The organism is Rhodococcus sp. H-CA8f, assembly GCF_002501585.1.
GTDB classification, from domain to species: Bacteria; Actinomycetota; Actinomycetes; order Mycobacteriales; family Mycobacteriaceae; genus Rhodococcus_F; species Rhodococcus_F erythropolis.
On the sequence record NZ_CP023720.1, the window covers coordinates 5974501 to 5991570 of the forward strand.

The 17070-nt window shown below is 63.3% G+C and carries 13 protein-coding genes; all 13 read right to left on the bottom strand.

The features are described from left to right. Positions 1-3: 3 nt before the first annotated feature. Complete coding sequence (gene fadD32 / locus CPI83_RS27795) at positions 4-1893, bottom strand: long-chain-fatty-acid--AMP ligase FadD32 (protein WP_003943899.1); 1890 nt, start codon at positions 1891-1893, stop codon at positions 4-6. Positions 1894-2075: 182 nt separating this feature from the next. Continuing rightward, positions 2076-3071: an LLM class F420-dependent oxidoreductase gene (locus CPI83_RS27800; protein ID WP_097388040.1), complete on the bottom strand. Its 996-nt coding sequence runs from the start codon at positions 3069-3071 to the stop codon at positions 2076-2078. Between the two features lie 206 nt (positions 3072-3277). Beyond that, positions 3278-4231, bottom strand: coding sequence for a cutinase family protein (locus tag CPI83_RS27805; RefSeq protein ID WP_019746409.1), 954 nt, complete (start codon positions 4229-4231; stop codon positions 3278-3280). A 9-nt stretch (positions 4232-4240) separates the two neighbouring features. Beyond that, complete coding sequence (locus CPI83_RS27810) at positions 4241-4792, bottom strand: DUF732 domain-containing protein (RefSeq protein ID WP_021332817.1); 552 nt, start codon at positions 4790-4792, stop codon at positions 4241-4243. A 106-nt stretch (positions 4793-4898) separates the two neighbouring features. Continuing rightward, a complete protein-coding gene (locus CPI83_RS27815; protein ID WP_021332816.1) occupies positions 4899-6782 on the bottom strand; it encodes an alpha/beta hydrolase-fold protein in 1884 nt (627 codons plus the stop codon). 253 nt (positions 6783-7035) lie between these two features. Then, a complete protein-coding gene (locus CPI83_RS27820) occupies positions 7036-8046 on the bottom strand; it encodes an alpha/beta hydrolase family protein (protein ID WP_020905770.1) in 1011 nt (336 codons plus the stop codon). 331 nt (positions 8047-8377) lie between these two features. Then, on the bottom strand, positions 8378-10297 hold the full coding sequence (zomB, locus tag CPI83_RS27825) for a flagellar motor control protein ZomB (protein ID WP_097388041.1): 1920 nt from the start codon (positions 10295-10297) through the stop codon (positions 8378-8380). Continuing rightward, positions 10275-11180, bottom strand: a complete 906-nt coding sequence (locus tag CPI83_RS27830) for a decaprenyl-phosphate phosphoribosyltransferase (protein ID WP_003943808.1) — start codon at positions 11178-11180, stop codon at positions 10275-10277. The genes zomB and CPI83_RS27830 overlap by 23 nt, the downstream gene beginning before the upstream one ends. After that, positions 11177-11710, bottom strand: coding sequence for a phosphatase PAP2 family protein (locus CPI83_RS27835; protein WP_041814488.1), 534 nt, complete (start codon positions 11708-11710; stop codon positions 11177-11179). The genes CPI83_RS27830 and CPI83_RS27835 overlap by 4 nt, the downstream gene beginning before the upstream one ends. Continuing rightward, entirely contained in the window at positions 11691-13604 is a 1914-nt protein-coding gene (locus tag CPI83_RS27840) for a glycosyltransferase (protein ID WP_097388042.1), read from the bottom strand. The genes CPI83_RS27835 and CPI83_RS27840 overlap by 20 nt, the downstream gene beginning before the upstream one ends. After that, positions 13601-14815 carry a UDP-galactopyranose mutase gene (gene glf / locus CPI83_RS27845; RefSeq protein ID WP_097388267.1) on the bottom strand — a complete coding sequence of 405 codons (1215 nt, stop codon included), beginning with the start codon at positions 14813-14815 and terminating at the stop codon, positions 13601-13603. Before glf ends, CPI83_RS27840 begins: the two co-directional genes overlap by 4 nt. 69 nt (positions 14816-14884) lie before the next feature. Next, complete coding sequence (locus CPI83_RS27850) at positions 14885-15808, bottom strand: MBL fold metallo-hydrolase (protein ID WP_097388043.1); 924 nt, start codon at positions 15806-15808, stop codon at positions 14885-14887. A gap of 110 nt (positions 15809-15918) precedes the next feature. After that, positions 15919-17070: an acyl-CoA dehydrogenase family protein gene (locus CPI83_RS27855; RefSeq protein ID WP_007731824.1), complete on the bottom strand. Its 1152-nt coding sequence runs from the start codon at positions 17068-17070 to the stop codon at positions 15919-15921.

Genomic DNA, 17070 nt, shown 5'->3' on the forward strand with positions numbered 1-17070 from the left:
TCCTCAAACGCTATCGGGGAATGCGGTCTGCTGATAGCCGCCTCGCAACGTTCCCTCGATATAACTCGCCTTACACGCGCGGCGAGCGATCTTGCCGCTGGACGTACGCGGAATCGAACCCGCGGGGACGAGCAGGATGTCTCGGGCCGTAACACCGTGACGGGAAGAAATCGCCGCACGCACGGTGTCCGCGATCGGCTGCGGATCGGCCTTGCCTGCGCCGGGAGCACGCTCGGCCACGATGACCAACTGCTCCGAGGAATCGTCGTCGTCGAACTTCAGACCCGAGTGCGTGTTGGAGAACACGACAGAAGGCAGCTGGTTGGCCGGGACGGCAAACGCAGCGATGAAGCCGGGGCGCAGGGCGGGGCTGGCTTCCTGAGCCGAAGCCTCGAGGTCCTGCGGGTAATGATTGCGACCGTCGACGATCACGAGGTCCTTGACGCGACCGGTGATGTACAGCTCGCCGTCGACGTAGACGCCGAAGTCGCCGGTACGCATCCAGTTGGCATCCGCCGGCGTGCCCTCGGTGTGGCTGTCTTCGCTCAACCGATTGTCCAGCTTGTTGTGGAAGGTCTCCGCCGTCTCGTCGGGGCGACCCCAGTAGCCGATGCCGATGTTCTCGCCGTGCAACCAGATCTCGCCGACGTGATTGTCGGGGACCTCGGTCAGAGTTTCGGGATCGACGATCGCCGCCCACTGACTGCGCGAGACGTACCCACAGGAGACCTGTGCGATGGCGTTCTCGGAGTACTGGTCGACGATGACCATGCGGCCCTTGTTGAGTTCCGTGCGGTCGACGTAGATGACCTTGGCCTCGTCGGAATGCTTGGTCGAGGAGACGAAGAGCGTCGCCTCGGCCATGCCGTACGACGGCTTGATCGCAGTCTTGGGCAGACCGTACTGAGCAAAAGCGTCGTTGAACTTGCGCATCGACGACGTCGTGACCGGCTCACTGCCGTTGATCAGGCCGATGACGTTGCTCAGGTCCAGGGTCTCGCCGTCCTTCGGCAGGCCGCGCGCGGCAGCGTGCTCGAAAGCGAAGTTGGGAGCGGCGGCAAAGGTGCCTGCGCCGTCGGAAACCGCAGCCAGTTCCTTGATCCACCGGTACGGCCGCTGCACGAAAGCGCGCGGGCTCATGATGGTGATGTACTTGCCGCCCAGAGCAGGCAGGATGACCGTCAGCAGGCCCATGTCGTGGAACAGCGGCAGCCACGTGACGCCGCGTGAGTCCTCGTTGAGTTCGATGGAGTCGACCATCTGGAGCGCGTTCGTTCCGACAGCGCGGTGGGTGATCTCCACGCCGGCGGGAACTCGGGTCGAACCGGAGGTGTACTGCAGGTACGCGATGTCGTCGAGTTCGATGTCGGGACGAACCCACGTTTCACCGACGGTGTCGGGAATCGCGTCGACGGCGATGATGCGCGGACGCTCGGCAGCGGGAAGCGAGCGGAACAACTGACGAACACCGGCAGCCGACGAAGCGGCAGTCAGAATCGCAGTCGGCTTGCAGTCACCGAGAACAGCGTGAAGACGGTCGGTATGACCAGGCTCGTCCGGATCGAAGAGCGGCACCGCGATGGAACCTGCCTGAATGGCGGCGAAGAACGAAATGACGTAGTCGAGCCCCTGCGGCGCAAGAATCGCGACACGGTCGCCACGCTTGGTGACCTGCTGCAAACGGGCTGCAACAGCGCGCAGACGCACACCGAACTGCTCCCAGGTCAGCTCCAGGGCTTCACCGTCACGCTCGCGTGAGTAATCGATGTACCGATACGCGAGCTCGTCCGCGTTGACACGCGAGTGTTGCTCGACGTAGTCGACCAGCGTGAAGCCTGGTTGCAGGCGGATCTGGCCCTTCTCGTCGAGAAAGCCATCGAACAGCGCGTTCATTCCATCTCCTCCGAAGCGATCACACAAGCACTGTCTTTCATGCCTGCGCCCCAGACTTCCTTCGCTCTCTCGGGTCCATCTTCGATCAATCGAATCGCACTTTGTGCGCAACTCACCTGAATCACTTCATCGATCCCAAACCATCGATATGTTACAGATTCGCATCGTCCGTATTCTCCGGCCTACTCGCCCGCCAGTAACGGGATGATCGGGGCGAACGCTTCCATCTGCGTCGGGAAGACCCCGACGTACGACATCGACGTCTTCTCACGGACCAGTCGAATCTGGTCTGCGATTTCCTCGAAAGTGCCCACAGCCAGGTATGGAGAGTTCAGCAACTCCTCCACGCTCAGCTTACGATCCACTTCGATGTTCGGCGGAAAACCTTGGTCCAGAGCGGCGATTGCCATCTCGGCAGCCTGCTCTCGATCGTCGGTGATCATGATCATGGTGATGGTCCAGTTGAGTTCGATCTCATCGAAACGCTCGCCGGCAGCTGCGCGGATCCGCTCGACACGTTCGATGGTCTTTTCCATCGTGATTCCGGAGAGCAGAAGCCGCCCGTCACGGTTGGTCGGTGTGGCGACCGAGATGATGTCCGCGTACTTCGCGGCGAGAGTGAGCATCTTCGGTCCGCCGCCACCGACGATGATCGGCGGCCGCGGGCCCTGCCGCGGTCGCGGGCTGCCCTTGAGGCCACGCACCTGATAGTGCTTGCCTTCGAAAGTGCATTCCTGCCCGCGCAGCAGTATGTCGAGAATCTGCAGAGACTCCTCGAGTTTCTCGATGCGAACGCCGGGGCTTTCGTATGCGATGCCGCCCTTGTCGAACTCTTCCTTCATCCAGCCTGCGCCGATACCGAGTTCGAGTCGACCACCGGACAGCACGTCAATAGTCGCCGCGTCCTTCGCGAGCACAGCAGGATGGCGGAAGCCGTTGGCCAACACGGCAGTGCCCAGACGGATCTTGTCCGTGGCCACTGCGAGCGCTCCCAGAGCGGCGATCGGTCCGACCTGATTACCCAGGTGGTCCGGAATCATGAACGAGTCGTAGCCGAGTTCCTCGGCCTTCTGCGCAAGCTTGACGAAACGTCGCGCACCACCCTCTTCGGCGTTGCCCTCGCCACCGGCCGCAAACCGGAATTTGCGTAGGGCATCGCTGCCGTGGGTGGAACTCATATAGCGATTCTCCTGTGATGGACACGTACGTCGTACTCGGACTTCGAAACCGGACAAATCGAACCTACTCGCCAGTCACTTACGTGACAGCACTGTAGAGGACGCCCCCGGACCGTGCAGCACTCTACCGGGACCAAACGAGCAGATTACCCGCGAGCGAACTCCCGAGACGCCCGATTGTGACGAATCAACAGTGCGGCGGTGACTCAACTGTGGGGCGGTGTCGGTGCGGCGTCGATCTTCTCCGCAGCCCACTGTGCCATCCATTGGGTGGCCGTCGTGCCGTTCGGATCGACTTGGAAGGAGTTGTACATCGCGTGCACAGGGTTGTTGTAGTACTCGAGAAGCCGCGGCGCCGAACTCAACCAGTTGGTCGGATTGAGAGCGGCGGCCGGAGCGTCGCAGATACCGTCACTCGGCGCGCAGATCTGATAAGTCCGGTCGTTGAGGTCGCCGAATCCGCCTGGCCTCGGGCCGGTCATCGTGAGACCGGGAAGCTTCAGCCCGTTCAGCGACAGCTCGGCGCCGACACCGGCAACGCTCGGGCCAACCGTGTTCCCGAACGCCGGATCGCGCCGACCGTCGGCAATCAAGCCCACGCCCAGAACCAGATCGGCAGGCACCGCGCCGGTACCGTCGCCGATACTCGCGGCGACGTCACCTGCGATCACCGCGCCCTGGGAAAATCCGGTCAGGACGTAGCTCGTGAGCGGGCACTCGGCGTGCCGCTTCATCAGAAAGTCGTTAGTGGCAGCAGTTCCCGCAGCCCGGCTGTTGTTGTAGGACTGCTGTCCGTCCGGCGGGATCGCAACCGGATTCGAAAACTGTGCGACGTAAGGAACGGTGTAGACGTCGGCCCTCGAACTATCGAACTTCTCCTGAAGAGGGCGGGTCACGTTCAGCATCAACGACGCCGGATTGGCCGTCGGGTTGTACGGGTCGTCGGTAGCGCTCGACTCCCACGTGCCCGGTATGGCTACTACCTGGACATCGGGGCAACTGGCCGGCTGAGAGACCGGTGGCTCCGGACTCGGCGGGATCGGAGTCGGCGAAGGCACCCGCCCGGCCAGGATGTACCAACCGCCGATCACGACCGCTGCGACCACAAGAATGATCAGCAGCGGGATCAGGCACCCACGACGCTTTCCAGACCTCGCCATGACCCGCGCCTACTTGCAGTAGGTGGTGTTGGCGACGTCGATATAGATCTGAGCGTTCGCACCTGCCTGCTCGGGAGTGATCTGCTTGCCTTCCGCCGACGCTTCCTGGCCGACGAAGGCAGTCACGAAGGTCAGGACCTCGTCGTCGGTCTGAGGACCGGCAGCGCAGATGTAATTGGCCGTGTTGACGGCGATGCTTCCGTCACCGGCTGGGGTGATGCCCTTCGCCTTCAGTCCGTCGAGGAACTTCTGTGCCTCTGGACTGACCTCGACGACTGTGGGGCCCGGGAAGCCTTCGATGCTCTGCGGCTGCTCCGGCGGCGCAGTGGCTGCTGCTCCTGGACTGGTGGGCGCAGCCGACGCCGTCGTGGTCGCAGAGGCGGACGAAGACGCCGAACCACTCGAGGACGAAGCCGCAGCGGACGTCGTGGTGACCGGATTGGAGGTTGCAGTGGAGTCGTCACTACCGCACGCGACCAGCGCGCCACCCGCGGCGAGCGCCAAGGCGCCGACCGCGATCGCGCGTGCACAAGTGTTTCGGTTACCCGAGAAAAGCGACATCAATGTCCGTCCTTGCCTTCAGTCGAAAGTCCATCAACAGGTTACGCAACGCACGCGGGCGGGCACCGATCCGTGATCGGGCCCGCCCGTCGTGCACCACTGTGAGTTAGTGAACTTCTGTCTTGTCACCGATCACCGTGATGTAGCCGAACTGGAAGTTCTGCTGGACACCACCGGGAATGTCGAATTTGTCACTGATCGGGAATCCGAGGCGGCCGCCTTCGTATCCGACGCTCTTCCAGCCGTCGAAGAGCGGGCCGTTCTCGACGGACCATGCACCGGTGCCGGGGCTCCAGTAGATGTTGCCGCCCTCGAACTCGGTGAAGCGTCCGTTGTCCTTGATCGGAACCTCGTTCGACTTCGGGAATCCGAGCCAGCCGTTTTCCCAACCGAGTTCGCCGTACTTGCCCATGATCATTCCGAGAACCGCGTGAGTTCCGTTGGCGCTGCTGTACATCGCGCCGATCTCGAATCCCTGAACCTTGCCCGGCTTGCCGGGGGTCGCGATCTCGTCGGCGGTCGGGTAGCCGAGCGGGCCACCTTCCCATCCCTGTGCGGACCACTCGGCGAGGATGTCGCCGCTGACGGGGTGAGCGCCGGTCTGCGGGGTCCAGTAGATGGAGCCGTTCTGGAAGTGGTTGAAGCGTCCGCGTCCGTCGGGGGTACCGAGTTCGGGAGTACGCGGGAAGCCGAGCGGGCCGGCCGCTGCTCCGGTGTTCATGTACGCGCCGGCGATACGACCGGCTACAGGCTGGGCGCCCGTTCCACTGGTGAAGTAGATGCGACCGTTGCGGAAGTCCTGTGCCAGGCCACCCGCGACGCTGTACTCGGGGGTGATGCAGTCGCCGATCCAACCGTTGGCTGCGGCCGTCGCACCGATCTCACCCGAAGTGCCGCAAGCCGGCTTCTCCACCTCGACGCCGATGGCGTTGGCCAACTGCGGCCACAGCTGATGAAGCTCGAACTGCCAGTACGGCCACGAGTGGGTTCCTGACGGGCGGTAATTGACCTGCGCGGGGATGCCGAGCTGGTTGAGCTTGGTCGCGAAGGTCTGCGAGGTCAGGCGAGCGAGGATCTCGAGGCCCATACCTGCGTAGTTGGTGCTGACGCCGGGAATTCCCGACGGCTGGTCGTACGGGCCGGTCGTACCGCTACCACTCGAGACGTACAGGCTGACGCCCTTGAGCTTCTCGGCGAGCGCATACGGATCGTGTGCAGCCCACTGCGCGTTGGACGGCGGTCCCCACATCGCGGCGGAGTTGTATCCACCGGCGTCGGTCATCGCGAACTGGATTGCCTGAGGCATGCCGAGCGAAGTGGTGGTGAGGATGCCGGACAGCGAAGCCGCGAACTTGAAGAAGCCGGGGTTACGCGCCGTGAGGAACATCGCGGACGTTCCGCCCATCGACAGTCCGACGACACCGCGCGTCTGCGTGGTGCGCCAGTCCTTTTCGAGGATGGAGGGCAGTTCCTTGGTCAGGAACGTCTCCCACTGGTAGTTCTTGCCGTTGTCGGGCTCGAGCCAGTCGGAGTAGAAGCTGGACTGACCGCCGACGGGAAGAATGACGTTGACGTTCTTGTCCGCGTAGAAGGACTCGGCGTCGGTTTCGTAGGTCCAGGCGTTCTCGTTGTCGGTCGCGCGAAGACCGTCGAGCATCCAGACCGAGGGGAAGCTGGCCGACGGATTGACGTTCCAATCGCGAGCCAAGAGGATCTGCACCTGAATCGGGGTGCCCATCGCGGGAGAGTTCACCCACAGCGCGACGCGACGCTCACTGAGCCAGTCGACCTTCGTGACCGCTGCGCCGGTGGGGTTCTGGGTCACGGCCGGTGCGGCCTGAGCAGGTGCCGGCGCGGCTGCCGCGGTTCCGGCCGTCGTCAAGCCCGCGGCGATCGGCAGTACCAGCATGGCTGCCAGTGCGCCGACGACCTTTGTCCGGAAGGTTGCCCGGGACCGGCGACGGTCCTCCGTGGCAAGGCCTACTCGCATGAGCTCACTCTCTTTCCTTACGTTCGGTCCGCGCGTCGATCGTGTAGCCGCCTGAGCAGCCAGACCCCCGTTGAAACTATTTCTACACGCAAACGATCCCCGCTTGGGGTAGCCGCGCTGTTACTGGTGGTGCAATTGTTACTGACCTCAGGCGATCGTGCAGCACCTGAATACACAAGTGCCGTCCCGGTTTCCCTTGGAGGGAGTCCGGAACGGCACTGGTGAAGTGACTAGGTCACGGGATGGCGCACGATCACCAAGCGTTCATGGTGTCGAGGATCTGGCCGCGAGCCTTCCACAGCTCTGCCGACCAGTACGGCCACGAGTGCGTGCCGTTGGACGGGAAGCTGTAGGTGGCCGGGATACCCAGCGAGTTCATGCGGATCTGGAATGCACGGGTGTTGACCAGGGCGAGAGCTTCGAGGCCCATGCCGTTAGCCGTGTTGTAGTAATCGATCGGTGCGCGCGGGTGGTCGTATTCACCGGGCAGGCCGCTTGCCGACGAGATGTACATCGACAGGCCCTGCAGACGCGGTGCGAAGACGAACGGGTCGTTGCGCAGCCAGGACGGGCTCCACGGCGGTCCCCACATGGAGTCGACGTTGAAGCGACCGGCATCGAGCATTGCGACGCGGATTGCCTCGCGCATGCCGGGAGCCGAGATGTTCAGGTAGCCCGACAGAGAGCCGGCGAACTTGAACTGGTCGCGGTGGTAAGCAGCCAGCGTCAGAGCAGCGCTGCCACCCATCGAGAGACCGAGAACCGCGTTGTTGTTCGGCGAGACGCCGTAGTTCGCGAGGAAGTTGGGGAGTTCCTGCGTGAGGAACGTTTCCCACTTGTACGTGATCTGCTGGCCGTTGAAGTTCGACGGTGCATACCAGTCGCTGTAGAAGCTGGACTCGCCGCCGACGGGCATCACGAGGGTGATGTTGTCGTTGCGGTACTGGTCCATCGCGTTGGTCTCGAAGCTCCACGCGTTGGCGTCGTTGCGCGCACGCAGGCCGTCGAGGAGGTAGAGGGCAGCGTTTCCGCCGCGTGCGGCCCACTGGACCTGGACCTTGATGTTGCCCATCGAGGAGGGCACCCACAGCTCGTCGTATCCGCCCGAGGGGGCGGTGTGGCTGGGAGCAGTGTGCGCGGGCGCAGCAGAGGCGACAGCACTACCGGCAACTCCTGCAGCAAGGGGTAGCACAAGTGCTGCGGCACCGATGGCCAACGCTCGGTGCTTGAGGCGCTGGGTCAGCCTCTTTCTGGCAAAACGCATGGATACTGCTCTCTCTCTTCGTCTGCGGCACTCACTCGGTGGAGTGGCTCCGGCGGATTCCGTCGGGGAACAGGCTTTTCTGCCAGCCCGAACAAGTTCGGGTCGGCAGCGGACCTCTTCCAAGTCACACTGCGCTCGCTGGACTTTATGTCACAGGTTCAGCTGTGACAAATAGACAGACCGTTACGTCTCAGTCCGCGGGCGACGCCGTCATCACCCGCAGGGAGTGATTCAGGTTAGGTGAATCGTCTTCGAGTACATCGTGGCCAATCGATTCGGTGTTACTGAATCGAAATATTCAAACCTTCAACCGTCGGTGATGCTGATCACATCACTTGGGTGGCTCCGGCGGAACGAGCCCGCAACGTTCCAATTCGTAGGCCGGAACCCGGTCGAATCGGTACTTCGCGAAGTCGAAAGCCTGCTGGAAGTTCTGTTTGAATCTGGCCCAGGTCAGCTCGGAGCGATACGACGTGAGCAGCTCCTGCGTTTCCGGGCACGTGATGGCCAGCTTCGCGTCGGCAACCCAGTCCTCGTCGAGGAAGAACGGCAGCCACGGGCGAACGTCGATCATTCCGGTATCCGCGACCACCCAGTCCGGGTAAAGGTTCTTGTCGTGCCCGATCCGGCCGTCTTCGAGGCGCTCGGTGTGTGCTGCCAGGGGGTACGCCAGCCCCATCTGATCGAGCACCCGAACGTCGAGGCCCACGTTCATGCTCGTCATTCCGAGGTTGAGGAAGAAGACGACGTGCTCGGCAGGCTCCTCGAGCGGCCCTGGCGGTGGGACGACGAACCAGGAGTCGTAACTCGCCGACGGCAACAGCAGCCCACCCTCCGGAGTCCGCGCGATGGTCTCCACCATGGCACGCATTCGCGGATAGTCGAGGTAGTCCTCGGCAAGAATCGGGTGCTTGTGACCGGTGTTGAGTGCATAGAACGCACGCTCGTCGACGATTCCCGAGCGACCCACCACGGAGCCTTCCGGCATGCCCGTCGTGTTGGCGGCGAAGAAGGCCCAGATGATCGTGCCGATCCACAGCACCGCCGAGACTCCGAAGATCGCGGTGTCGCGGTTACTGCCGAACGCTGCCCGCGCCGGAACCCGCAGCGGAATGACGGCGACCGGGATGAGCAGGCAGAACAACACCGGCAACAGGACGCGGCCGTGCATGAAGTCGCCGCCGACGCGCAGAGAGTAGATCCCGAGAATCAGCCCACTGCCGAGAATGAAGGTGACAATCGCCCGCGGCGTGCGCAGAAACTGCTGAAAGCGCTCCCACAGCGGGCGTACAGGTTGATCGGCGGCGGTGGCAGGTGCGTCCGCTCGGCTCCGCCACACGAGCAGCAGCGCGCCGATGAGCAGGAAAAGCAGCGGCAGCCAGAGCAGGTACGGCCCGACGAGGTTCCACAGGTACGCAAAACCCTGCGCCCACTTCGCGCCACCGGCGTCCTTCGACACCGCGGTGTTCGGGTACGGCAGGGCGTAATAGCCCATTCGCCAGATCTGATAGCCCACCGGCACAAGTCCGGCGACGACCACGATCAGTGCACGAATCTTCCAGGTCAGGCCTGCGGAGAGAACGATCATCATCAACGCGGCAGCACCGGGAATTGCCATCTCGGGTCGAACCAATGGTCCGAGGCCTGCCACGAACGAGAGAGTCAGGATCGACGCCGTGGACGGCGTCGACGCCTGCGCCCACCGAACGAGCAGTAGCCACAGGAGCGCGATCCAGAAGATCACCAAGCAAGTCTCGAGCCCGGAAGTGGCGAAATCTCGCGCAGGCGGAACCGCGATGTAGACGAGAACACCTGCCGGCACCAGCAGGATCGTTCCGCCCGCCGACGGCCGAACGCCGCGGTACAGACGACCGGTGCCGAGCATCGCCAGCACGACGGCGGCAGTCGAGAGTACGAGCGCGATCGTCAGAACGACGTATTCGAGGCGGATCTGCGTGAGCCAACTGAACGCGTAGACGATGTACGTCCACGCGGTACTCGTGTTCGCCTCGACACGCTCACCCGCATTGAAGACCGGGCCGTTCCCCGCGAGCAGGTTGCGGACGGTTCGCAAGACGATGAGTCCGTCGTCGGCGATCCAGCGACGCTCCCACGCCCCCCAGAACATGAGGGCAGCAGCAAGCACCACCCCGCCGAGAAAAACTCCTCGACTGAGGGTGGTGCGGTTCGCCGCAGTGTCGACGTGCGGGTCGGCCTCGGTGCGTGGCTCAGACGAGGTAGACAGCGACACCCACTACTCCGATCCACGCAATCGCGAGGAGTTGCAGCACCCGGTCACCGAGCGCGATCTCCTCAGGCTCTCCGGCTTCGCCGCCGTCGACGTCCACCGCGTATCGCAGCACCGCGATGGTGAAAGGCACCATCGAGATGGCATACCAGTTAGTGCCCTTGATGGCGTCCTGTTGGAACGCCCACAGTCCGTAGCAGAGGACCAGCGTCGTCGCTGCCATCGTCCACACGAAACGCAGGTACGTCATCGTGTAGCTCTCGAGGGACTTACGAATCTTCGCGCCGGTCTTCTCGGCCAACTGCAGTTCGGCGTAGCGCTTGCCTGCCGCCATGAAGAGTGAACCGAACGCCATCATCAGCAGGAACCACTGCGAGAGATCGATCTCGGCGGCAACGCCACCGGCGATCGCTCGAAGCAGGAAGCCGGACGAGACGATGCAGATGTCGATGACGGCCTGATGCTTGAGACCGAAGCAGTAGGCGAGCTGGATGACGATGTACACGCCCATGACCACGGCGAGTTGCCAGTTGGCCAGGAAGGACAGCCCGATCGCACCGGCAAGCAGCACGACTGCCATGCCGTAGGCGATGTTGACGGGTAGAACTCCGGCCGCGATGGGACGGAATCGCTTCGTGGGGTGAGCACGGTCGGCTTCGACGTCCATCGCGTCGTTGACGAGGTAGATGCCCGATGCCGCCATGCAGAACACGACGAACGCCAGCGCGACGGGTAGGAGCACGTCGGCTTCGGTGGCGGTTCCGGCCGCGATGGGCGCTGCCAGCACAAGGACGTTCTTGACCCACTGACGTGGGCGAAGCGCCTTGACGATGCCGGCGGGCAGGGACTTCGGGGGTCCGCTGACCGTAGCCGGTTCCTCGCTCATTTATCTCCACATTTCTGTTCGGCTCTGGCTTCTTCGACCCGGCGAACTACCGCCGCGGATGCGGCTCCCAGTGCCGCTCCGGCGAGTACGTCGGTCGGGTAGTGAACTCCCAGGACCAGACGCGAGAGCATCATCGGGGGCACCAGCAACGCCGGTAAGGGTAGCCCGGTGAGTCGACCGATCAGCACAGCCGCCGCCGTCGTCGACGTCGCGTGTGACGACGGGAAGCTGAGCTTGCTCGGTGTCGAGACGTTGACCTGCACCGAAGGATCGGAAGGTCGCTTGCGCCTGACGACTCGTTTGATCACCACGGAGGCGGCGTGTGCACCGAATGCTCCGACGGCTGCTCCGGCCCATTCACGTCGACGCGGCTTGTCCACGGCAGCTCCGACGGCAGCGATCGCTATCCACCCGAGGGCGTGCTCACCGAAGTGAGACATACCGCGCGCGACCTTGACGGCTCCCGGCAGCTGCCCGACGGTCGATTGAATACCGGCCAGAATCTGTACTTCAGGAGATGCCGAAGACACGTTCCCACCTTTCCGTGCTGGTCAGTGAAGGAACGGCGTCCTGGTACTGCTTCTTGAGCTCGGGGAAACGCGCGGCGAGTTCGCGGCGCAACCGTGTGGCTTCCTTGAGCAGTTCGAGTGCAAGCTTGGGGTTTCGCTTGCGGTAGACGACGCCGCGACCGTCAGCGGTGGTGACCGTGACGCCGTCGACCTGTGAGAGCAGGAACCAACGGGCGTCGATGGTCGGCACGTTGAGCTGAGGGCGCTCGAGGTGTTCCGGCTTGGCCGGCTTCACGTTGTGCACTCCGGCCTTGAGGACCCGGGTGATCTTCGCGACGGTCGACAACGGCAGGCTCACGTCCCCGACGTCGGCACCCGAGGGCAGCGGAAGCGCAGTCGACGAAGGCAGTACGACGGCATCGGAGAATTCCTTGCGCTGGGCGTGGACCTCACCGAGTGCTGTCGGCAGCATGTTCGCGACGTGCTCGGGTCCGGCAAGGAAGTCTGCGATTGCCTTGTTCTGGATCGCGACGGTGGAGTACTCGAGGCACAGCAGGTGCTTGAGCGTTGCCTTCACCGTGTTGACCACGAGGCCACGGCCGTTGCCCGGCATGTGGAGCGCTGCCACCACCAAGCGGTTACGGAGGTGGAAGTACGCCTGCCAGTCGATGGCGTCGTCCTTGTCGCTCCACGCCATGTGCCAGATCGCGGCACCCGGAAGCGTGACGGTCGGGTATCCGGCTTTCTTTGCGCGCAAACCGTATTCGCAGTCGTCCCACTTGATGAAGAGCGGTAGCGGCTGCTTGATTTCTTCGGCGACCTGGCGCGGGATCATGCACATCCACCAGCCGTTGAAGTCGACGTCGATGCGGCGGTGCAGGAGTTTCGACTCGCGCAGCGGCTTCTTCGAGAAGTCGTGGTCGTATTCGACGTTCGGTGCCGCGGTCCACATGAAGATGCCGCGGTTGACCACTTCACCCATCACGTGGAGGTGGCTTCGTTCCTGCAGGTTGAGCATCTGCCCACCCACCAGCATCGGCGACTTCGCGAAACGTGAGAACGAAAGCGCACGCAGAATCGAGTCGGGTTCGATCTCGATGTCGTCGTCCATGAACAGGATGTGCTGGCACTGCGTCGTCTTGAGCGCCTCGTACATGATTCGGCTGTATCCGCCCGAACCACCGAGGTTGCCCTGATCGTGAATGGCGAGCCGATCACCGAGCGCTGCAGCAGCTTCGGCAAATCCGGGTTCGTCGCGCACCTTGCGCGTGCCCTGATCCGGCATGATGACGGCCTTGATCACGTCCGACACCAGGGGATCGGAAGCAAGTGCAGCGAGAGCCTTGACCGCGTCGGTCGGACGATTGAACGTCGGAATACCAACGGCAACAGTCGCTTCGCCGGGAGCCTCGACGGGCGCGTACCAGCCACCACTCTCGACGACGACGGCCGTATCAGTGGTGATGTCGAACCAGATCCAGCCACCGTCCTCGAACGGCGCCAGTTCCACCTCGAACTCGACCGCGGCATCGCCGTCGGCAAATTCCTTACCTTCCACGTGAATTCGCGAGGAATCGGCCTTGGAACGATAGATGTCGACGCGGCCGTGTCCGGACAGTTCGAGTCGAAGGACCACCGATCTCAGGATGGACCAGCGCCGCCAGTAGCTGGCGGGGAACGCGTTAAAGTAGGTCGCGAACGAGACCTCGGTCTCGGCGCCGAGCGCTACCGACGTGCGCGAGGTCGAGTGCGCCCGTCGACTGTTGGACCAGGACTCTTCCAAGTACAACGTGCGGACGTCGAGCGGCTCACCGGCACGGGGCAGGATGATCCGCTGGAGCAGGGACTTGCCGAGGTAGGTCACCTCGTCGCCGCTGACGGCTTCTTCGCCTTCGAGTAGATGACGTGCGTTCATTCGCTCTCCCCTGCCAATTCCGCACCCGTTTCGAGATGCGGGCGCAGGGTGTTCTCGAACATCGTCAGTGCGCTGGCGATCGCCATGTGCATGTCCAGGTACTGGTAGGTGCCGAGACGCCCACCGAAGAGGACCTTGTTCTCCGCGGTCTCCTTCTTGGCGCGTGAGCGGTACGCGGAGAGCTTCTCGCGATCCTCGGGAGTGTTGATCGGGTAGTACGGCTCGTCCTTCGCCTCCGCAGCACGTGAGAACTCACGCATGATGACGGTCTTGTCGGTCGGGTACTCGCGCTCCGGGTGGAAGTGACGGAACTCGTGGATGCGGGTGAACGGGACGTCCGCGTCGTTGTAGTTCATGACGGGGGTGCCCTGGAAGTCTCCGGTGGGCAGAACCTCGGTCTCGAAGTCGAGGGTGCGCCATCCGAGCGAACCTTCGGAGTAGTCGAAGTAGCGGTCGAGCGGGCCCGTGTAGATGACGGGTGCCTCGGGGCTGGCGGTGCGCAGTTCGTCGCGAACGTCGAAGTAATCGGTGTCGAGGCGGACCTCGATCTTCGGATCCTTTGCCATGTTCTCGAGCCACGCCGTGTAGCCGTCGACGGGCAGGCCCTCGTACGTGTCGTTGAAGTAGCGGTTGTCGAAGTTGTAGCGGACCGGCAGGCGGCTGATGTTCGCCGCGGGCAGCTCGGTGGGGTCGGTCTGCCACTGCTTTGCCGTGTAGTCACGCACAAATGCTTCGTAGAGCGGGCGTCCGATCAGGGAGATCGCCTTCTCTTCGAGGTTGGAGGCGTCCTTCGAATCGATCTCGCTGGACTGCTCGGCGATGAGGGCGCGCGCCTCTTCGGGAGTGAAGTACCGACCGAAGAACTGCGACACGAGGCCGAGGCCCATCGGGAACTGGTACGCCTGTCCCTTGTGCAGCGCGAAGACGCGGTGCTGGTAGTTCGTGAACTCCGTGAACTGGGTGACGTAGTCCCAGACCTTCTTGTTGGAGGTGTGGAACAGGTGGGCACCGTACTTGTGGACCTCGATGCCGGTCTCCGGCTCAGCCTCCGAGTATGCGTTCCCCCCCAGGTGGTGACGGCGGTCCAACACCAGCACACGCTTACCCAGCTGGGTAGCGGCACGCTCGGCGATGGTCAGCCCGAAGAATCCCGAACCGACGACGATCAGGTCGTACTGGGCACGGGCGGTCTCTGAATTTGCAGCGGTCACGATGAACCAGGGTATCGGACCTGTTCGGAAGCCGAGGGTTGGATGCGTCACCAGGGACGATGCGGCAAGTCAGGACGTTGCAAGACCGATCAGACCGGAAGCACTGGGTGCACCGCTCGAATCGAAATCGATGGTGATCGGTTCGTCGACGGGGAAGTGTGCGGGAAGTAGAAGCAGTCCCTCCGACGCGCAGCGTTCGAGAAGTTCGCGGCGGGTGACCCCGGCGATCTCGGGATCGGCGTCGCCGCCCTGGCTGAGGTCCGGGTACAGAAACTGGATCGGATGGTGGATCACGTCGCCGGCGATGACGGCGCCGCCGTCGGCAGTGCGGATCTCGATCACGATGTGGCCCGGCGTGTGACCGGGCGCGCTGCGCACGACGACGCGTGTGCCTTCGGACTCGGCCAGGACGTGGCCGTCGTCGACCGCCTCCCACTTCGCCCCGTCCAGAACGGGACGGACGCTGTCCTCGAAGGTCTGCGCCAGATCCGAGACCACTCCTTCGTGTGGACCGTCGGCGGCGAGTTGTTCGAGCGCGGCCAGTTCGGTGCGGTCGAAAATGTAGGTCGCGCGGGGAAAGGTGGGCCGCCAGGTTTCGGCCTCGAGGTTGGTGTTCCAACCACAATGATCGGGGTGCAGATGTGTGCTGACCACCAGATCGACGTCGCCCAAGTCGACGCCGGTGTCGGTGAAGCGCGAGAGGTAGTCGGTGCCGAACATGTGGTGCGGCAGGAGGTTCGGCCGGTGCTTGCTGTTCCCGTTGCCGGTGTCGACGACGATGGCCTTGCCGCCGATTTCCACCAGGTAGGTGTGGATGGCAAGTACGAGGTCACCGCTACCCGCGTCGAAGAACTCCGGTGTCAGCCGCGCCGACGCGTCCTCGATCTCCGCATCACCCGCGTGCGGAAAAAGCTCTCGCGGCGGAAACGGCCAGTGCGCCAGCTCCGTCAGTTGGGTGACGCGCGCCGATCCGACGTCGATGGTGAAGCTCATCAGTGATTGCCTTCCGAACAACTCGATACCGCTTGTAGGCACACACAAAGGCACCCACCGAAATGCTCGGTGGGTGCCTGGTCGGTGTCAATGGTTTTCGACGCCGGTGATCAAAGACTCTTCGCGATGATGCCCTTCATCACTTCGTTGGCGCCGGCGTAGATCTTCTGGACGCGGGAGTCCTCGTACATGCGCGCGATCGGGTATTCACGCATGTAGCCGTATCCGCCGTAGAGCTGCACGCACCGATCGACGACGGCGCACTGCTGTTCGGTGAGCCAGTACTTGACCATCGCGGCGTCTGCGCCGTCCAGCTCGCCATTGAGGTGATCCTCGATGCAGTTGTCGAGGAAGACACGGCAGGTGCGTGCGATCGTCTGGCACTCGGCCAGCTCGAAGGCGGTGTTCTGGAACTCGAAGAGGCTGTGCCCGAACGCTTGACGCGCCTTGGTGTACGCGACGGTCTCCTCGACGGCACGCTCGATGGTGCCGATGGCCTGCGCGCCGATGATGAGACGTTCCTGCACCAGCTGCGCCATCAACTGACCGAAACCGAGCCCCTCGGACTCGCCGAGGAGGTTCGAAACGGGAACGCGGACATCGGTGAAGGACAGCTCCGACGTATCGGCGCCGTGCTGACCGACCTTGTCGAGGACGCGGCCGACCGCAAAGCCTTCGCAGTCACGCAGATCCACGATCAGGAGCGAGACACCCTTGGCGCCCGCCTTGGGATCGGTCTTGACGGCGAGCACGATCATGTCTGCGCTGCCACCGTTGGTGATGAAGGTCTTCGACCCGTTCACGACGTAGTGGTCACCGTCGCGGATCGCGGACGTGGTGATGGCCTTGAGGTCGGAACCTGTTCCCGGCTCAGTCATTCCGATGGCGCCGAGGATTTCACCCGTCGCCATACCTGGCAGCCAGGCCTTCTTCTGCTCTTCGCTTCCGTACTCGAGCACGTAGTGGGCGACGATGCCACTGTGCACGGAGTTACCGAGTGCATAGTCCCCGCAGTAGCCCTGCGCCTCGAAGACTGCAAGATCGTGCGCGAAAGTTCCACCGCCCCCGCCGTATTCCTCGGGAATCGAGCAGCACAGCAGGCCGAGCTTGCCGGCTTCGAGCCACACGGACCGGTCGACGCGATGCTGAGCGTCCCACTGCTCACGCTTGGCGATCAGTTCACGATCGAAGAAACCACGGGCCAGTTCGGCTACTGCGGTGATCTCGTCGTCATGCCACGACGGCTTGCGCTTGGTCGCCAT

Bases quoted from the DNA above. Each gene is read 5' to 3' on its own strand.
- fadD32 (WP_003943899.1), bottom strand. From the start codon at position 1,893: ATGAACGCGCTGTTCGATGGCTTTCTCGACGAGAAGGGCCAGATCCGC.
- CPI83_RS27800 (WP_097388040.1), bottom strand. From the start codon at position 3,071: ATGAGTTCCACCCACGGCAGCGATGCCCTACGCAAATTCCGGTTTGCG.
- CPI83_RS27805 (WP_019746409.1), bottom strand. From the start codon at position 4,231: ATGGCGAGGTCTGGAAAGCGTCGTGGGTGCCTGATCCCGCTGCTGATC.
- CPI83_RS27810 (WP_021332817.1), bottom strand. From the start codon at position 4,792: ATGTCGCTTTTCTCGGGTAACCGAAACACTTGTGCACGCGCGATCGCG.
- CPI83_RS27815 (WP_021332816.1), bottom strand. From the start codon at position 6,782: ATGCGAGTAGGCCTTGCCACGGAGGACCGTCGCCGGTCCCGGGCAACC.
- CPI83_RS27820 (WP_020905770.1), bottom strand. From the start codon at position 8,046: ATGCGTTTTGCCAGAAAGAGGCTGACCCAGCGCCTCAAGCACCGAGCG.
- CPI83_RS27830 (WP_003943808.1), bottom strand. From the start codon at position 11,180: ATGAGCGAGGAACCGGCTACGGTCAGCGGACCCCCGAAGTCCCTGCCC.
- CPI83_RS27840 (WP_097388042.1), bottom strand. From the start codon at position 13,604: ATGAACGCACGTCATCTACTCGAAGGCGAAGAAGCCGTCAGCGGCGAC.
- CPI83_RS27850 (WP_097388043.1), bottom strand. From the start codon at position 15,808: ATGAGCTTCACCATCGACGTCGGATCGGCGCGCGTCACCCAACTGACG.
- CPI83_RS27855 (WP_007731824.1), bottom strand. From the start codon at position 17,070: ATGGCGACCAAGCGCAAGCCGTCGTGGCATGACGACGAGATCACCGCA.